We start from the raw sequence: 17829 nt of genomic DNA, 5'->3' as shown, positions 1-17829 counted from the left end.
GACCAGTGTCCGGGAATGTGAACGCTATCTCAAGGGTGTGATTGCTAAAGTTGGCGGGTTGATGTGAAATTGCGCGAAATTACGTTTTCTTAATTTATGGGACTGGTGAGGGAATTACCATGGCAAAACGTTTTAATCGGCTGCTGCTCAGCGCGCTGATTGGTGGTGTATTACTGGGCGGCGTAACCTCGACGATTCACGCGCAGGAAACGGCAGCCGCAGCAACAACGCCGCAATCGCTGTCCGTTATCGATCTCTCCGAACTGCAACTCGACGGCGCTGCCGCGCTGGTGTTGACCTTCAACTCGCCGCTAGATAGCAAACAGGATTTTGCCGCACACGTGCAAATTACCGATGATAAAAGCGGCAAGGTCGACGGCGGCTGGGAGCTGGCGCAAAACGGTAAAGCGTTGCGTTTTCGTCATCCTGAACCGTCGCGCAAGTTGACGGTTAACGTCGATGCCGGTCTCAAAGCGGCCGATGGCAGCACCTTATCCACGCCTTTTAATCAAACGCTCACCACGCGCGATATCCAGCCGATGGTGGGTTTTGCCAGTCGCGGATCGCTGTTGCCGCTGCGCCTGATGCAGGGTTTGCCGGTGCTGGCATTAAATGTGAATAACGTCGACGTCGATTTCTTCCGCGTGAAAAGTGCCTCGCTAGCCGATTTTCTCGCCCAGTGGAATTACGGCAACAACATGTCGTACTGGGAATCGCGCGAGCTGCTGAAAAATGCCGATCTGGTTTACGGCGCACGCTTCGATCTCAATCCGGCGCGCAATACGCGCGAGAAAATGCAGCTGCCGCTGGGCGATGTCGATGCGCTGAAACAGCCGGGCGTCTATCTGGCGGTGATGAAACAGGCTGGAACCTACAACTATACGCAGCCGGCGACACTCTTCACATTGAGCGACATCGGTTTGTCGCTGCACCAATTCCCCGAACAGCTGGAACTGTTCGCCCAAAGCCTGGCCAACGGCGCGCCGCTGGATGATGTCAGCGTGCAGTTGCTGGATGAAAAAGGCAAACAACTCGCCAGCGGCACCAGCGACAGCAACGGTCATCTGCGCTTACCAGCGAATGCCAAAGGCAAGTTGCTGCTGGCGACACAAAAGGGCCAAACCTCGCTGATCGATCTCAATCGTCCGGCGCTGGATCTGGCTGAGTTTCCGATTGATGGTCCGCAAGGCTATGACAAACAGTTCTTCGTATTTGGTCCGCGCGATCTCTATCGTCCAGGTGAAACGGTGATCGTCAACGCGCTACTGCGTGATGCTGATGGCAAACCGTTGCCGCCGCAGCCGGTGAAAGCCGAAGTGGTGCAGCCGAATGGCGAAGTGTCGCAGACTTTTGTCTGGCAGTCGGAAAACGGCGTCTATCAACATCGCTTCGCGTTACCCGCTTCCGCAATGACTGGCGAATGGACGCTGCGCATCAACAGCGGCGACAACCAGCCGCGCAGTTGGCCGTTCCACGTAGAAGACTTCCTGCCGGAGCGCATGGCACTGGATCTAACCAACAGCGCGCAGCCGGTGACGCCAGATGACGACATTACTTTTGCGGTCGAAGGCCGCTATTTGTACGGTGCGCCTGCCGCAGGTAACGAGTTGCAAGGGCAGCTGTTCCTGCGCCCGGCACGTGAAGCGGTTGCCGCGCTGCCAGGCTATCAATTTGGCGACATCACTGAAGAGCTGAAACGCTCGCTCGATGATGTGGACGAGAAGCTGGATGAGAGCGGCAAGTTGCAGCTCAACGTTGAGAGCAGTTGGAAAGAGAGCCATTCGCCGCTCAATCTGATTCTGCAAGCCAGCCTGCTGGAAACTGGCGGCCGTCCGGTGACGCGCCGCGCAACTCAGGCGATTTGGCCGGCTCCGGCGCTGCCCGGCATTCGTCCGCTGTTTAACAGCGAATCGGTATATGACTATCGCAGCGATCGTTATCACGATGAGCCGACCGTGGCGGAAAACAGTCTGGCGGAGTTCGACGTGGTCTACGCCAATCCGCAGGGCGAGAAACTGGCGGCATCAGATCTTGATGTGCGCCTGATCCACGAACGCCGCGACTATTACTGGAGCTTCTCCGACAGCGAAGGCTGGCAATCGCGCTTCGATCAAAAGGATCTGCAGGAGGAGCAGCAGCGCATCACTATTGCGGCGGGCGGCAGCCAGAAAGTGAGCTTCCCGGTGGAGTGGGGTACCTATCGTTTGGAAGTGCATGCCGGCGACAACATCATTAGCAGCGTGCGTTTCCAGGCCGGATATTGGTGGCAGGACAACACCAACGGCACCGGCGCGCTGCGTCCGGATCAGGTCAAACTGAAAATCGATAAAACCGCCTATCAAGCGGGCGACACCGCGCATGTAAAGGTGGAATCGCCTGCTGCCGGTAAAGGCTATCTGATGGTGGAATCCAGCAGTGGCACGCTGTGGTGGCAACCGCTGAACGTTCCAGCGGGCGGCGCAACCATTGATGTACCGATTAGCGATAGCTGGAAGCGACACGATCTCTATCTCAGCGCTATCGTGGTGCGTGACGGCGACAAAGCCAGCGGCGTCACGCCGAAGCGCGCGGTGGGCTTGCTGCATCTGCCGATGGCGACTGAAGCGCGTCGCCTCAGCTTAGCGCTCGACGCGCCGGATAAAATCCGTCCTGAGCAGACGCTAAAAGTGAAGGTCAAAGCCAGCCGTGAAGGTGGCGCATTGCCGCAGCAGGTTCAGGTATTGCTCTCGGCGGTGGACAGCGGCGTGCTTAATATCACTGACTACAAAACCCCGAATCCGTGGGACGCGTTTTTTGGCCGTAAGCGCTACAACGCCGATCAGTACGATGTGTTCGGTCAGCTGATTGAAGGCGGTGGCAAGCTGGCCGCGCTGCGCTTTGGTGGTGACGGCGACGATGCGGATGCGCTGTCGCGCGGCGGTAAAAAACCGGTCACAGAGGTGCAGATTGTGGCGCAGCAGTTGCAGCCCGTAACGCTGGATGCCAATGGCGAAGGTACGCTGGAACTGCCAATTCCGGCGTTTAATGGCGAACTGCGTTTGATGGCGCAGGTGTGGAGCGACGACAGCTTCGGCTCGGTCGATCGCAAGCTGGTGGTTGCTGCACCGTTGATCAGTGAACTGGCGACGCCGCGCTTCCTGGCCAGCGGCGATCAATCTACGCTGGCGCTGGATCTCACCAACCTCACCGATCAACCGCAGACGCTGAAAATCAACGTCACGGCCAGCGGCCAGATCGCCCTTAACGGCCAGATCCCCGCCAGCGTGCAGCTAGCGAAAGGCGCGCGCACCACTTTGCAAATTCCGGTCAAAGCGCAGGGCGGCTTTGGTGAGGGCGATGTGCAGGTCAAGGTTTCCGGCATGAGTTTGCCGGGCGAAACGCTGGCAGCAAGTGAGCGCAAATGGAAAATTGGCGTGCGTCCGGCTTATCCGGCACAAACGCTGAGCTTCGATAACGTGATGCAAACCGGCCAAAACTGGCAGGTGATGGCGGGCGCCTTCAATGGTTTGCAGCAGGATACCTTGAGCGGACAGCTGTCACTCAGCAACCGTCCACCGCTGAATATCGCCAGCTATATCAGTTCGCTGTATGCCTATCCTTATGGCTGCCTTGAACAGACCGCCAGCGGCATTTGGCCGTCGGTGTTCACCAACCATGCGCAGCTGACGGCTATGGGCATCAAAACCAGCAACGATGAAGCGCGTCGCGCCTCGATTGATACCGGCATCGCGCGCCTTGCCGGTATGCAGCGCGGCAACGGCAGCTTTGGTTTGTGGAGCAAAGAGAGTCAGGAAGAGTTTTGGCTGACGGCTTACGTCACTGATTTCCTGCTGCGCGCCAGCGAAGCCGGTTACAGCGTGCCGGATGGCGTGATTATCCGCGCCGACGAACGTCTGCTGCGCTATCTGCAGGATCCCACGCAAATCGAAACCAGCTGGAGCAGCGATGCAGATGGTTTGCGTTTCAGCGTGCAGGCCTATGCCGGATTGGTGTTGGCACGTCAGCAGCAGGCACCGCTCGGCGCGTTGCGTGCGCTGTATGAAAAGCGCGATCAGGCTAAATCCGGCCTGGCGATGGTGCAGCTTGGCGTGGCGTTGAAGCTGATGGGCGATCAACAGCGCGCACAACTGGCGCTGGCGCAGGGCATTGGGCTGGAACGTAAGCCTAACAGCTGGCTCGGCGATTACGGCAGCCCGGTGCGCGATCGCGCACTGATTTTGTCGCTGTTGACGGAAAACCAGCTGCTGCCGGAGATGCAAGGTCCGCTGCTGATCGATCTGGCGAAAGCCGTGCATGGACAGCACTGGTTCTCGACGCAGGAAAACAACGCGTTGTTCCTAGCCGCCCGCACCTTGCAGCAACATAAAGGCGAAAGCTGGCAGGCGACACTACAAGGCAAAGCGGAACCGCTCAGCAGCAATCAGCCGCTCAATATTGGTATGACGGAAGATCAGCTGCGCCAGGGCGTGTCGGTGAAAAGCGACAACGCGTCGCCGCTTTACGGCACGCTAAATGTGGTGGGCTATCCGCGCACCGCACCGTCGCCGATGAGCAACGTGCTGCAGATCAGTCGTGAGTACTTCACGCTGGATGGTAAGCCAGCGGATCTCACCAACCTGAAAAGTGGTGAACTGCTGGTGGTACGTCTCAAAGTCGCGGCCAGCGAGCGCGTCAGTGATGCGCTGGTGGTGGATCTGCTGCCTGCTGGACTTGAGCTGGAAAACCAGAACCTGAGCGACAGCAGCGCCAGTTTAGGCGACAGTGCCGATGCGCTGAAAGAGAGCATGATGGATATGCAGCAAGCCAACATTAAGCATATCGAATTCCGTGACGACCGCTTTGTCGCCGCGCTGGCGCTGGATGGCTACACGCCGGGCACGCTGTTGTATCTGGCGCGTGCGGTTACGCCAGGCAACTATCGCTTGCCGCCGCCGCAGGTGGAATCGATGTATGTGCCGGAATGGCGCGCGATTGGCAGCACGCCGGAAAAACTCAATGTGCGTTAACCATTGATGTTTGGAAGTAAGCAACTACAGCGGTGGCGCTGGCTGCCGCTTTTTTTAGTGCTGCTAATGGCTGCGCTGTGGCTGCTGGATCGACTTACGCCTCTGCCGCTGCGTGAGTTGCAGCCGGCGCGCGTGGTGGTAGCCGAAGACGGTACGCCGCTGTGGCGCTTTGCTGACCAGCAAGGCATATGGCGCTATCCGGTGACGCTGGAGGATGTCTCACCCGCTTATATCGAGGCGCTGCTGACCTACGAAGATCGCTGGTTCTGGCATCATCCCGGCATCAATCCGATGGCGATTGTGCGTGCAGTCGGGCAGAACGTGCTGCATCACGGCGTGGTCTCCGGCGGTAGCACGCTCACCATGCAGGTGGCGCGGCTTATCGATCCGCAACCGCGCACGCTGCGCGGTAAAGTGGTGCAGGCGTGGCGCGCGCTGCAGCTCGAATATCATCTCTCCAAACGCGACATCCTCACGCTGTACCTCAATCGCGCCCCTTTTGGCGGCACGGTTGAGGGCGTTGGCGCGGCGAGCTGGATGTGGCTGGGCAAACCGCCGTCCCAGCTAACCAAAGGTGAAGCGGCGCTGCTGGCGGTGCTGCCACAGGCGCCGAGCCGCCTGCGTCCGGACCGCTGGCCACAGCGCGCCGAAGCCGCACGCAATAAAGTGTTGGATCGCCTCGCGCAATATCACGTCTGGTCAGCGCAGGATGTCGCCGATATCAAACAAGAAGCGGTGTGGCTGCCGCCTCGCCAAATGCCGCAACGTGCGCCGCTGCTGGCCCGCCGCTTGTTGTCGCTGTCACCCGACAACAAAATCACCTCAACTATTGATGTGTCGCTGCAGCGCGAACTGGAGAATCTGTCGGCGTCGCTAAAAAGCAACTTGCCGCCGCGCACCTCGCTGGCGCTGCTGGTGGTGGATCATCAAAACATGAAAGTGCGCGGCTATGTCGGTTCGGTGGATTTCAATGACGACAGCCGTTTTGGTCACGTCGATATGATCGCCAGCGTGCGATCGCCCGGATCGGTGCTGAAGCCCTTTGTCTACGGCATGGCGCTGGACGATGGGTTGATACATGGTGAATCGCTGCTGCAGGATGTGCCGCGCCGCTTCGGTGACTATCGTCCCGGTAACTTCGACTCGGGTTTTCACGGACCGGTGAGCGCCAGCGATGCGCTGGAGCGATCGCTCAATCTCCCTGCGGTCCAGCTGCTGGATGCGCTGGGGCCAAAAAGTGTCGCCGCGCGCTTGCGTAACGTGGGATTGAATCTGCGCTTTCCAGCCAGCGCAGAACCCAATCTGTCGCTGGTGCTGGGCGGTACCGGCGCGCGCATGGATGAGATTGTGGCGGCCTACAGCGCCTTTGCCCGTCACGGCAATGCGGCACAGTTGCGCTGGCTGACGACACAACCGCTGCAGGAAAGGCCGCTGTTGTCGCCGGGTGCGGCATGGATTGTGCGGCGCATTTTGGCTGGCGCGGCGCAACCTCCGGCCAGCGGCACGGTGCCGGATATCGCGCCTTTGGCGTGGAAAACCGGGACCAGCTACGGCTATCGCGATGCATGGACGATTGGTATTACGCCACGCTATCTGATTGGCGTGTGGGTTGGGCGACCGGATGCGACACCGGTCGCCGGGCAATTTGGTTTTGCTTCGGCGGTACCGGTGATGAATCAGGTTAATAATTTGTTGGCTGGCCATATGCCGGTGAACGGTGCGCCGCGCGATCCGCGTCCGCAAGCGGTCAGCGCCATGAGCATTTGCTGGCCTGGCGGTCAGCCGTTGCCCATCGGCGACGTGAACTGTCGCCAGCGTCGTCAGAGTTGGGTATTGAATCAAACCGTGCCGCCAACGCTGCTGGCGCCGGGGCAGGAAGGCGTTAATGGTTTGCGCCAGCGTTACTGGCAGAACAGCCGGGGATTGCGCGTAGCAGCAGACTGCCCGGATGCACAAAGTCATGAGCGCCTGATGTGGCCGCTGCCGCTTGAGCCCTGGCTGCCGGTTGCTGAACGCCGTGCGCAGCGCCTGCCGCCGATCGATCCTGCTTGTCCGCCGCTCAATCAGGGCAACGCGCCGCCGATGGTGATTACCGGTGTGATCAACGGCCAGCGCGTTCAACCGCTTCCGGGTAAAGTTGTGCTGGTGATGCCGGTAGCGGTGCAGGGCGGACAAGGTGAGCAGCGCTGGTGGTTTTTAAACGGACAGCCGCTGGAGCGGGACGCGAATAATAATAGTGCGGCGCTGGTGCTGGATGAGCCGGGAAGTTATCAACTGGTGGTGATGGATGAAGCGGGGCAGCTCTCATCGGTGGCCTTTACCCGCGGTTGAGTGCATGGATATGGCATACTTTTTGCCTGCGCGCCCCGACAAAAATCAATTATTTTCAATAATTCCGCTAATCGCTAATAGGCAACGCGCCATGATATCCCTATAATCGGCGCGTTTTCTTACCGGGAGGAGCTCCCGGATTCTTCAGGATGCTAACTAGAGGTCAACATGGCAATCGAACGTACTTTCTCAATCGTGAAACCAAACGCCGTCGCTAAGAACGTGATTGGTGCAATCTATAACCGTTTTGAAAGCGCGGGCTTCAAAATCGTTGGCGCAAAAATGCTGCACCTGACCAAAGAGCAGGCTGAAGGCTTCTACGCTGAGCACAAAGGCCGTCCATTCTTTGATGGTCTGGTTGAATTCATGACTTCTGGCCCAGTTGTGGTTTCTGTACTGGAAGGCGAAAACGCCGTTCAGCGTCACCGCGATCTGATGGGTGCAACTAACCCAGACAACGCGCTGGCAGGTACTCTGCGTGCTGATTACGCGGACAGCTTCACCGAGAACGCGACCCACGGTTCTGACTCTGCTGAATCTGCAGCACGCGAAATCGCGTACTTCTTCGCAGAAAACGAAGTCTGCCCACGCACTCGCTAAGTGCGTTGATCGCCTAAGCGGACACGCGTCTTTACAGCTGTTCAACATCTGTGAAACGGTTCCCCTGGCATCATGCAGCAGATGTAGTACAATTATGCGCCCTTGTTGAGCCAGCCTCAGCGAGGGCGCTGTTTTTTCCTACTATTAACCAGAGCCGTAACGTGTAACAACGAGGCCAGAGAACATTATGTCCGAACAGATTGTGACGCCGTCGTCCGCTTCCCCCGTGGTTGTTTCCCCAAAAAACGAAAAAATTAACCTGCTGGATCTTAACCGTCAGCAGATGCGCGAATTCTTTCTTGAGATGGGCGAAAAGCCGTTCCGTGCCGATCAGGTCATGAAGTGGATGTATCACTACTGCTGCGATGATTTCGAGCAGATGACCGACATCAACAAAGTGCTGCGCGGTAAGCTGATGCAGCGCGCTGAAATCCGTGCGCCGGAAGTGGCGGAAGAGATGCGTTCCACCGATGGCACCATTAAATGGGCGATCCGCGTGGGCGACCAGCTGGTTGAAACCGTCTATATCCCGGAAGCAGATCGCGCAACTTTGTGCGTCTCTTCGCAGGTAGGCTGTGCGCTGGAGTGCAAGTTCTGTTCGACGGCGCAGCAGGGCTTTAACCGTAACCTGCGCGTATCAGAAATTATCGGCCAGGTATGGCGCGCCGCGAAAATCATCGGTGCCGCAAAAATTACCGGTCAGCGCCCGATCACCAACGTGGTGATGATGGGCATGGGCGAGCCGCTGCTGAACCTGAACAACGTGGTACCGGCAATGGACATCATGCTGGACGACTTTGGTTTCGGCCTGTCAAAACGTCGCGTTACGCTCTCCACTTCGGGTGTAGTGCCGGCGCTGGACAAGCTGGGCGACATGATCGACGTAGCGCTGGCGATTTCGCTGCATGCGCCAAACGATGCGATTCGTGACGAGATCGTGCCGATCAACAAAAAGTACAACATCGAGACTTTCCTTGCGGCGGTAAAACGCTACATCGGCAAATCCAACGCCAATCAGGGCCGTGTCACCATTGAGTACGTGATGTTGGATCACGTCAATGACAGCACCGACAACGCGCATGAGCTGGCGGCACTGCTGAAAGAGACGCCGTGCAAAATCAACCTGATTCCGTGGAACCCGTTCCCCGGCGCGCCGTATGGCCGTAGCTCCAACAGCCGTATCGACCGCTTCTCCAAAGTCCTGATGGATTACGGTTTCACCACCATCGTGCGTAAAACCCGTGGTGACGATATCGACGCCGCTTGTGGTCAGCTGGCGGGTGATGTAATCGACCGTACCAAGCGTACGCTGCGTAAGAAAATGGCAGGCGAAGCCATCTCTGTGAAGGCGCTCTGAAAGCCAGCGCCTGCTGATATTCACCGGGCGTAACTCATGTCAGTCTCTCCGCATATTTTTCATGGAGAGACTGAAATGCGTAAAGGATTACCCGCAGCGATTCTGGCTGGCTTTGTTGTAACCGGTTGTGTCAATCATCCCGCACAGCAAAGCGCAGCGGATATTCGTTTGCAGCTTGGATTGCACTACCTGGCGGTGAAGGATTATGCCGCCGCACAGCGCAATTTATTGCGTGCTCAGCAGGCAGCGCCAAAAGATTATCGTGTCCCGTTGGCCCTTGCTCGGGTGGCGCAGGCTCAGCAGAATAGCGCGCAAACTCGCTGGCACTACCAGCGGGCGCAGCAGTTAGCGCCGTTGAATGGTTATGTGGCTAACAATTACGGTGCGTTTCTCTGCGGTTTAAGGCAGTATGACGAAGCGCATCAACAGTTTAAGCTGGCAATTGAGGCGCAGGAAATCGATGCTCGTCAGGATGCATTCCTGTTTTCGGGCTATTGTTACCTGCAGGCTGATGAGAGTGCCGCAGCGCGCGAGCAGTTAGGTTACGCGCTGGATGCCGCACCGGAGCAGGGCAGTCAACTGCTAAGGGAAGTGGAAAGGCGGCTTGAACAGCAGGAACAGCAGTCGGTTCCGCTGCTTTTAGAAGTGTACCATCAGCGTTTGCCGGCAACGGCAGAGAGCCTGTGGTTACAGATACGTTTCGCCGCGCAACAGGGAAACGCTGCTGACGTTACACGTTATGGCGACCGGTTGGCGCGAAGTTTTCCACAATCGATACAGTACCAGCGTTATTTAGCTAATGAATACTGAAGCCACTCAAGAGAATTCTGCAGTACATTCCACAGGTGAACGCCTGCGTCTGGCCCGTGAGCAGATGGGGCTGACCCAGCAAAACGTCGCTGAACGCCTGTGCCTGAAACTTACTACCGTGCGTGATATTGAAGAGGATAAGTCACCTGCTGATTTAGCGTCGACATTCCTGCGCGGATACATTCGCTCCTATGCCCGACTGGTGCATGTACCGGAAGATGACCTGCTGCCGATGATGGCAAAACAGGCTCCGGTGCGCGCGGCCAAGATCGAGCCGATGCAGAGCTTCTCATTGGGTAAGCGTCGTAAAAAGCGCGATGGCTGGCTGATGATCTTCACCTGGTTGGTGATTTTTGTCGTAGTCGGTTTAACCGGTGCGTGGTGGTGGCAGAACCATAAAGCGTCACAGGCTGATTTGGTGTCGATGGCCGATCAAAACGGCAGCGGCGACAATAGCCAGTCCATTCCATTGGGCGATAACAGCACCGACAGTAATGCCGATGCGGATACCAACGCTGCCGGTACGCCAGTTGATAACGGTGCTGGCGCTGTCGCCACGCCGGAAAGCAATACCGCCGCACCTGCGGCGAGCACGAGTAATACCGCGCAAACCAACGGCAGCGACAACGCCGTGGTTTCGCCAAGCCAGGCGCCGATTGATACGGCACCGCCAGCGGCGACGTCTCCGGCCCCAGCCAACAGCGTTCCTGCCGGCCAAATGCCTACCGGAAATGCGGCAGTCAGCCAACCGGCAGGCGATCCGAATGCCATCGTGATGAACTTCAAAGCCGATTGCTGGCTGGAAGTCAGCGATGCGACCGGCAGGAAGTTGTTCAGCGGTCTGCAACGTAGCGGCGGTAAGCTGAGTTTGTCCGGAACGGCTCCGTATCGTCTGAAAATTGGCGCACCAAGTGCGGTTGACGTGCAATATCAGAATCAGCCCGTTGATTTAAGTCGTTTTATCCGTAATAACCAGGTTGCCCGTCTGACGCTGGGTGCGCAATAACGCGCAGCGCGCTTTCCGGGTAATTGTGGAGAGAGAATATGCATAACGAAGCACCCATTATCCGTCGCAAATCAACACGGATTTACGTCGGCAAGGTGCCAGTTGGCGATGGTGCGCCCATCGCCGTTCAGTCAATGACCAACACCCGCACCACTGATGTGGACGCCACCGTTAACCAGATTCGCCAGCTTGAGCGCGTCGGGGTTGATATCGTGCGCGTCTCCGTTCCCACGATGGATGCGGCTGAAGCCTTCAAACTGATTAAGCAACAGGTCAACGTGCCGCTGGTAGCGGACATTCACTTTGACTATCGCATCGCACTGAAAGTCGCTGAATATGGCGTGGATTGTTTGCGTATCAATCCAGGCAACATCGGCAACAATGAGCGTATCCGCCAGGTGGTGGATTGTGCGCGTCATTACAATATTCCGATCCGTATCGGCGTGAATGCCGGTTCGCTGGAAAAAGATCTGCAGGAAAAATACGGCGAGCCAACGCCGCAAGCGCTGCTCGAATCCGCCATGCGCCATGTTGATCACCTCGATCGCCTCAACTTTGATCAGTTCAAAGTGAGCGTCAAAGCCTCCGACGTCTTCCTTGCCGTTGAATCCTATCGTCTGCTGGCGAAAGCCATCGATCAGCCGCTGCACCTCGGTATCACCGAAGCGGGCGGCGCGCGTGCGGGTTCTGTGAAATCGGCGATCGGTTTAGGTCTGCTGCTGGCCGAAGGCATTGGCGATACGCTGCGTATTTCGCTGGCGGCCGATCCGGTTGAAGAAGTGAAAGTCGGCTACGACATCCTCAAATCTCTGCGCATCCGCGCGCGCGGCATCAACTTTATTGCTTGCCCGACTTGCTCGCGTCAGGAGTTTGATGTCATCGGTACGGTGAATGCGCTGGAAGAGCGTTTGGAAGACATCATCACGCCGATGGATATTTCCATCATCGGTTGCGTGGTGAACGGTCCGGGTGAAGCGACAGTTTCAACTCTCGGCGTGACCGGCGGCGCCAAGAAAAGCGGCTTTTACGAAGATGGTGTGCGCCAGCGCGATCGTCTCGATAACAACGACATGATCGACCAGCTGGAAGCGCGTATTCGCGCCAAGGCTAGCATGCTGGATGAAAGCCGCCGCATCAACGTGCAGCAGCTGGAAAAATAATCGTGGTGCGCGCCTGTCGCGTGCCAGTTTGTGATTGAACCTGTGCGGTTTCATCCTCATAAGGTATGATGCCGCTCAGGTTTTTTTGTCTTAAAGAGATTCTAACGTGGCGAAGAATATTCAAGCGATTCGCGGGATGAACGATTACCTGCCGGCGGATACCGCGATTTGGCAGCGTATTGAAGGCACCCTTAAGCAGGTGCTGGCCAGCTATGGTTACAGTGAAATCCGTTTGCCAATCGTTGAGCACACCCCGTTGTTCAGCCGCGCGATCGGTGAAGTCACCGACGTGGTTGAGAAAGAGATGTACACCTTTGAAGACCGCAACGGCGAAAGCCTGACGCTGCGTCCGGAAGGCACCGCAGGTTGCGTGCGCGCCGGTATCGAGCACGGTCTGCTGTACAATCAGGAACAGCGTCTGTGGTACACCGGCCCGATGTTCCGCTACGAGCGTCCGCAGAAAGGTCGTTATCGCCAGTTCCACCAGATGGGTGTGGAAGTCTTTGGTCTGCAAGGCCCGGACGTGGATGCTGAGCTGATCATGATGACCGCGCGCTGGTGGAAAGCGTTGGGTATCGCCGATCACGTTGAGCTTGAGCTGAACTCTATCGGTTCGCTGGACGCGCGCGCCAACTACCGCAGCGCGCTGGTAGCGTTCCTGGAGCAACATCAGGACGTACTCGACGAAGATTGCAAACGCCGCATGTACACCAATCCACTGCGCGTGCTCGACAGCAAAAATCCTGACATCCAGAAACTGTTAAACGATGCGCCAACGCTGGGCGAATTCCTTGATGAGGAGTCACGCGAGCACTTCAGCGGGTTGTGCGCCTTGCTGGACGACGCGGACATTAAATATCGCATTAACCAGCGCCTGGTACGCGGCCTCGATTACTACAACCGTACCGTGTTTGAATGGGTGACCAGCAGCCTCGGTTCGCAGGGCACCGTATGCGGCGGCGGACGTTACGATGGTTTAGTTGAACAGTTGGGTGGCCGTGCCACGCCAGCGGTTGGTTTTGCCATGGGCATGGAGCGTTTGGTATTGCTGGTGCAAGCGGTTAATCCAGAATTTGAACCGACGCGCATTGTTGATGTCTATGTTATCGCTTCGGGGCAGGGCGTTCAGTCCGCCGCGATGCAACTGGCGGAAAAACTACGTGATGCTGATCCGGCATTGAAGCTGATGACCAACTTCGGTGGCGGTAACTTCAAGAAGCAGTTTGGACGTGCAGACAAGTGGGGCGCACGCATTGCGCTGGTGCTGGGCGAAGATGAAGTGAAAGCGGGCCAGGTTGTGGTGAAAGACTTGCGTACTGGCGATCAACAGACGCTGGCTCAGAGCGACGCCGCTGCGACGTTGCGCACGCTGCTGCAGTAAGCGCAGCACTGCAACAGCCATTTTAAAGAGAGGGATTGCGTGGAAGTTTACAGCAACGAAAACGAACAAGTTGACGCACTGCGTCAGTTCTTTGCCAACAATGGCAAATTCCTGGCCGTTGGCGTAATCATCGGTATCGCTGCGCTGGGTGGCTGGCGTTTCTGGTCCAGCCATCAGGAAGGAACCGATAAAGCGGCATCAGCAGAATATCAACAGCTTACCAGTGCGATGCAGGCGGACAAGCCGGATTCGCTGGCAGCGGTAGCCACTTTCGCTAGCGAAAACAACAGCACCTATGGTGCGTTGGCGTCGCTGGATCTGGCGAAGCAGTATGTTGAAACCAATCAGCTCGATAAAGCTATCACTCTGTTACAGAGTGGGCTGAAAGATACCAAAGATGCCAACCTGCAGGCGGTGATTAACCTGCGTCTGGCACGCATTCAGTTGCAGCAAAGTCAGGCCGATGCCGCACTTTCTACCCTTAACAATGTTAAAGGTGATGGCTGGACAGCCATTGTGGCGGACATTCGTGGCGAAGCACTGCTGAGCAAAGGCGATAAGCAGGGCGCGCGTGATGCCTGGAGCAAAGGTGCTGAATCGCAGGCCTCTCCTGCGCTGAAGCAAATGCTGCAGATGAAGATGAATAACTTAAGTTAAGCCAGTCAAGAGAGCGCACATGGAATTACGTAAATACCTGCTGCCAGGGCTGATTTCAGTCACTCTGCTCAGCGGTTGCTCGCTGTTCAGCGGCGAAGAAGATGTAGTGAAAATGGCCCCGCTGCCTAAAGTGGAAAACCAGTTTACGCCGCAGACCGCGTGGAGCACCTCAGTCGGAGACGGCGTTGGTGATTTCTATTCCAATCTGCATCCAGCCTGGCTGGACGGTACCGTGTATGCTGCGGATCGTTTTGGTGTGGTTAAAGCGCTTGATGCCAGCAATGGTAAAGAGAAATGGAAAGTCGATCTCTCTGAGAAAACCGGCTTCTTCTCGAAAAACATCTCGGCACTGCTTTCTGGCGGCGTAACGGCCAGCGGCGATCGCATCTATATCGGTAGCGAACGTGGTCAGGTATTTGCGTTGAATACCAGCGATGGTGGCATTGCCTGGCAGACCAAGGTCGCCGGTGAAGCGCTGTCGCGTCCGGTAGTGAGCGACGGTTTAGTGCTGATCCACACCAGCAACGGTATGTTGCAAGGTCTTGATCAGAGCACTGGCGTGATCAAATGGACCGTCAACCTCGATATGCCTGCGCTGTCACTGCGCGGTGAATCGGCTCCGACCGTGGCCTTTGGTGGCGCAATTGTTGGTGGCGACAATGGCCGCGTGAGCGCAGTCATCGTCAACCAAGGTCAGCTGATTTGGCAGCAGCGTATTTCGCAGCCAAGCGGCGCAACGGAAATCGATCGCCTGAGCGACGTCGATACCACGCCAGTCGTGGTAAACGGTGTGATTTATGCGCTGGCGTATAACGGCAACCTCACCGCACTTGAACTGCGTTCTGGTCAGGTTCTGTGGAAGCGTGAGATTGGCGGCGTGAAAGACATGGTGGTGGATGCGGGTCGTATCTATCTGGTCGATCAGGATGACCGCGTGATTGCCCTGAATGCTGACGGTGGCGTGGCCATCTGGCGTCAAAGCGATCTGCTGCATCGTAATCTAACCTCGCCGGTGCTGTTCAACGGTTATCTGGTGGTGGGTGATAGCGAAGGTTATCTGCACTGGATCAACACCCTTGACGGCCGCTTCGTGGCGCAGCAGAAACTGGACAGCGATGGCTTCCAGACTGAACCGGTTGTCGCCGGTGACAAGCTGCTGATCCAGGCGAAAGGCGGAGAAGTTTACGCCATCACCCGTTAAGGAATTGGCTCTGCGGGAACCCGTTTCCCGCTCGCTTACACGGCTCCTGATTCGTCAGGGGCCGTTTCGTTTTTAGTCAGGCATGGTATTCTTTGCGCCTTCAGCCTGACGCCTGGCGTCAAATGTCGTTATAATCAAGCCATTCGGGCGAATTATTTTAAAAACTGAGGCAAGTGTTATGGTACCTGTGGTCGCGCTGGTTGGGCGTCCCAATGTGGGAAAATCTACGCTATTTAACCGTTTAACACGCACACGTGATGCGCTGGTGGCGGATTTTCCTGGACTGACTCGCGATCGCAAATATGGTCGCGCCGAAGTGGAAGGGCGCGAATTCATTGTTATTGATACCGGCGGTATCGATGGCACCGAAGAGGGCGTTGAAAACCGCATGGCGGAGCAGTCGCTGCTGGCGATTGAAGAAGCCGATGTGGTGCTGTTTATGGTGGATGCGCGCGCGGGCGTGATGCCGGCGGATCAGCAGATCGCCAATCATCTGCGTGCGCGTGAGAAAGCCACCTTTGTGGTCGCCAACAAAACTGACGGTATCGACCCGGAAGCAGCGGTGCTGGATTTCTATGCGCTGGGCTTAGGTGAGATTCACGCCATTGCGGCTTCGCATGGTCGTGGCGTTAACAGCCTGCTGGAAACCGCACTGTTGCCGTGGATGGAAGAAATTGTTCCAGAAGTCGAACTCACTGAAGAAGAAGAGAACGCCGCCTATTGGGCCGATTTAGAAGAAGAGACTGAGAATGCGCTGGAGGAAGAGGAAGAAGAAGACTTCGACCCAACCACACTGCCGATCAAACTCGCTATCGTTGGCCGCCCGAATGTGGGTAAGTCAACGCTAACTAACCGCATTCTTGGCGAAGACCGTGTCGTGGTCTTCGACATGCCGGGCACCACGCGTGACAGCATATACATTCCGATGGAACGCGACGATCGTGAGTATGTGCTGATTGATACCGCTGGCGTACGTAAGCGCGGTAAAATCACCGAAACCGTCGAGAAATTCTCAGTTATCAAAACGTTGCAAGCGATCGAAGACGCTAACGTTGTAATGCTGGTGATTGATGCACGTGCCGGAATTTCCGATCAGGATCTGTCGCTGCTGGGCTTTATCCTGAATAGTGGGCGCTCACTGGTGATCGTGGTCAACAAGTGGGATGGCATGACGCAGGAAGCCCGAGATGAAGTCAAAGAGATGTTGGACTTCCGCCTGGGCTTTATCGATTTTGCGCGCATCCACTTCATTTCAGCCCTGCACGGCAGCGGCGTCGGTAACCTGTTCGAATCGGTGACCGAAGCCTACGACTGCTCCACCAAACGTGTGGGCACCGCAATGTTGACGCGCATCATGACCATGGCCGCCGACGATCACCAGCCGCCATTGGTGCGTGGTCGCCGCGTGAAGCTGAAATATGCGCACGCCGGTGGTTATAACCCGCCAATCGTGGTGATTCACGGCAATCAGGTGAAAGATCTGGCCGATTCCTACAAGCGTTACCTGATGAACTACTTCCGTCGTTCACTCAACGTGATGGGCACGCCAATTCGCATTCAGTTCAAAGAGGGCGATAACCCGTACGCGGGCAAACGCAACCTGTTGACGCCAACGCAGCAGCGTAAACGTCAGCGTCTGATGTCGCATCTGAAGAAGAACAAGCGTTAAGATGAGAAGGGCCCAGCAGGGCCCTTTTTTTATGAACCTGTAACGCGTAGGGTCGCCATTCATGGCGACCGATGCGCACCACGCAGAGGACAATTGATGAATTTTTCCTGCCCAGCCTGTCAGCAACTACTCACTCACAATGAAACCGGTTTTAACTGCCCCAGCTGTGAACGTCATTTCGCACTCATCGCCTTATGCCCGGATTGCCATCAACCGTTGCAGGTGCTGAAAGCCTGCGGTGCGGTGGACTACTTCTGCCAGCACGTCGACGGCCTTATTTCCAAAAAACGTGTCGAATTCATCCCCGACTTAACGTCGCAATAAGAAAAGTCACGATACGCCGTCATATTTATTAATAGCTTACGACTGGATTTGTAGCAAAAATGCTATTAACCAGTGACTGCCGCGTTATGGATATTCACTTTTTATTGTACCAGGTGGTACAATCCTGCCGCCTTGTAGCGAGAATAACTCTCACCTGCGTTGTGTCCTCGCTCACAAGCGCCGAATCACGGGCATTGCACCCGTACCAATAGATATAAAATAAAGCGTAACGGAATTATTCCTGTCTCCCGCTGCGGCTGGAGCCTTGTTATCGGCTGCCACAGATTTACTGGCGCCAGCGCTTTATTTTTTCAGGAGAGTTTTTGT

The 17829-nt window shown here is 56.6% G+C and carries 12 protein-coding genes; all 12 read left to right on the top strand.

Annotated elements, in window-relative coordinates:
* The first annotated feature begins 119 nt into the window (after positions 1–119).
* The gene (locus FHW71_RS05060) at positions 120–5006 is read left to right on the top strand and encodes an alpha-2-macroglobulin (RefSeq protein WP_179449868.1); all 4887 of its coding nucleotides are present in this window, start codon (positions 120–122) and stop codon (positions 5004–5006) included.
* Positions 5007–5012: 6 nt separating this feature from the next.
* Complete coding sequence (gene pbpC / locus FHW71_RS05055; RefSeq protein WP_179449870.1) at positions 5013–7337, top strand: peptidoglycan glycosyltransferase PbpC; 2325 nt, start codon at positions 5013–5015, stop codon at positions 7335–7337.
* A 168-nt stretch (positions 7338–7505) separates the two neighbouring features.
* Positions 7506–7937, top strand: a complete 432-nt coding sequence (ndk, locus tag FHW71_RS05050; protein ID WP_007884899.1) for a nucleoside-diphosphate kinase — start codon at positions 7506–7508, stop codon at positions 7935–7937.
* A gap of 187 nt (positions 7938–8124) precedes the next feature.
* The gene (locus FHW71_RS05045) at positions 8125–9294 is read left to right on the top strand and encodes a bifunctional tRNA (adenosine(37)-C2)-methyltransferase TrmG/ribosomal RNA large subunit methyltransferase RlmN (protein ID WP_007884898.1); all 1170 of its coding nucleotides are present in this window, start codon (positions 8125–8127) and stop codon (positions 9292–9294) included.
* 75 nt (positions 9295–9369) lie between these two features.
* On the top strand, positions 9370–10104 hold the full coding sequence (pilW, locus tag FHW71_RS05040) for a type IV pilus biogenesis/stability protein PilW (RefSeq protein ID WP_154155660.1): 735 nt from the start codon (positions 9370–9372) through the stop codon (positions 10102–10104).
* A complete protein-coding gene (gene rodZ / locus FHW71_RS05035; RefSeq protein ID WP_179449872.1) occupies positions 10094–11110 on the top strand; it encodes a cytoskeleton protein RodZ in 1017 nt (338 codons plus the stop codon). Before pilW ends, rodZ begins: the two co-directional genes overlap by 11 nt.
* A gap of 38 nt (positions 11111–11148) precedes the next feature.
* A complete protein-coding gene (gene ispG / locus FHW71_RS05030; protein ID WP_008108306.1) occupies positions 11149–12270 on the top strand; it encodes a flavodoxin-dependent (E)-4-hydroxy-3-methylbut-2-enyl-diphosphate synthase in 1122 nt (373 codons plus the stop codon).
* 106 nt (positions 12271–12376) lie between these two features.
* On the top strand, positions 12377–13651 hold the full coding sequence (gene hisS, locus FHW71_RS05025) for a histidine--tRNA ligase (RefSeq protein WP_179449875.1): 1275 nt from the start codon (positions 12377–12379) through the stop codon (positions 13649–13651).
* Between the two features lie 39 nt (positions 13652–13690).
* Complete coding sequence (locus FHW71_RS05020; RefSeq protein WP_179449877.1) at positions 13691–14308, top strand: YfgM family protein; 618 nt, start codon at positions 13691–13693, stop codon at positions 14306–14308.
* Positions 14309–14327: 19 nt separating this feature from the next.
* The gene (gene bamB, locus FHW71_RS05015) at positions 14328–15509 is read left to right on the top strand and encodes an outer membrane protein assembly factor BamB (protein WP_154155662.1); all 1182 of its coding nucleotides are present in this window, start codon (positions 14328–14330) and stop codon (positions 15507–15509) included.
* A gap of 178 nt (positions 15510–15687) precedes the next feature.
* Entirely contained in the window at positions 15688–17178 is a 1491-nt protein-coding gene (der, locus tag FHW71_RS05010) for a ribosome biogenesis GTPase Der (protein ID WP_179449879.1), read from the top strand.
* A gap of 96 nt (positions 17179–17274) precedes the next feature.
* Positions 17275–17502, top strand: a complete 228-nt coding sequence (locus FHW71_RS05005; protein ID WP_179449881.1) for a zinc ribbon domain-containing protein — start codon at positions 17275–17277, stop codon at positions 17500–17502.
* Positions 17503–17829 lie beyond the last annotated feature (327 nt).

Source organism: Enterobacter sp. Sphag1F (assembly GCF_014193275.1).
In the GTDB taxonomy this organism is placed as follows: domain Bacteria; phylum Pseudomonadota; class Gammaproteobacteria; order Enterobacterales; family Enterobacteriaceae; genus Pantoea; species Pantoea symbiotica.
The sequence above is the reverse complement of the archived record's forward strand: the minus strand, read 5'-3'. Positions and strand labels throughout refer to the sequence as shown.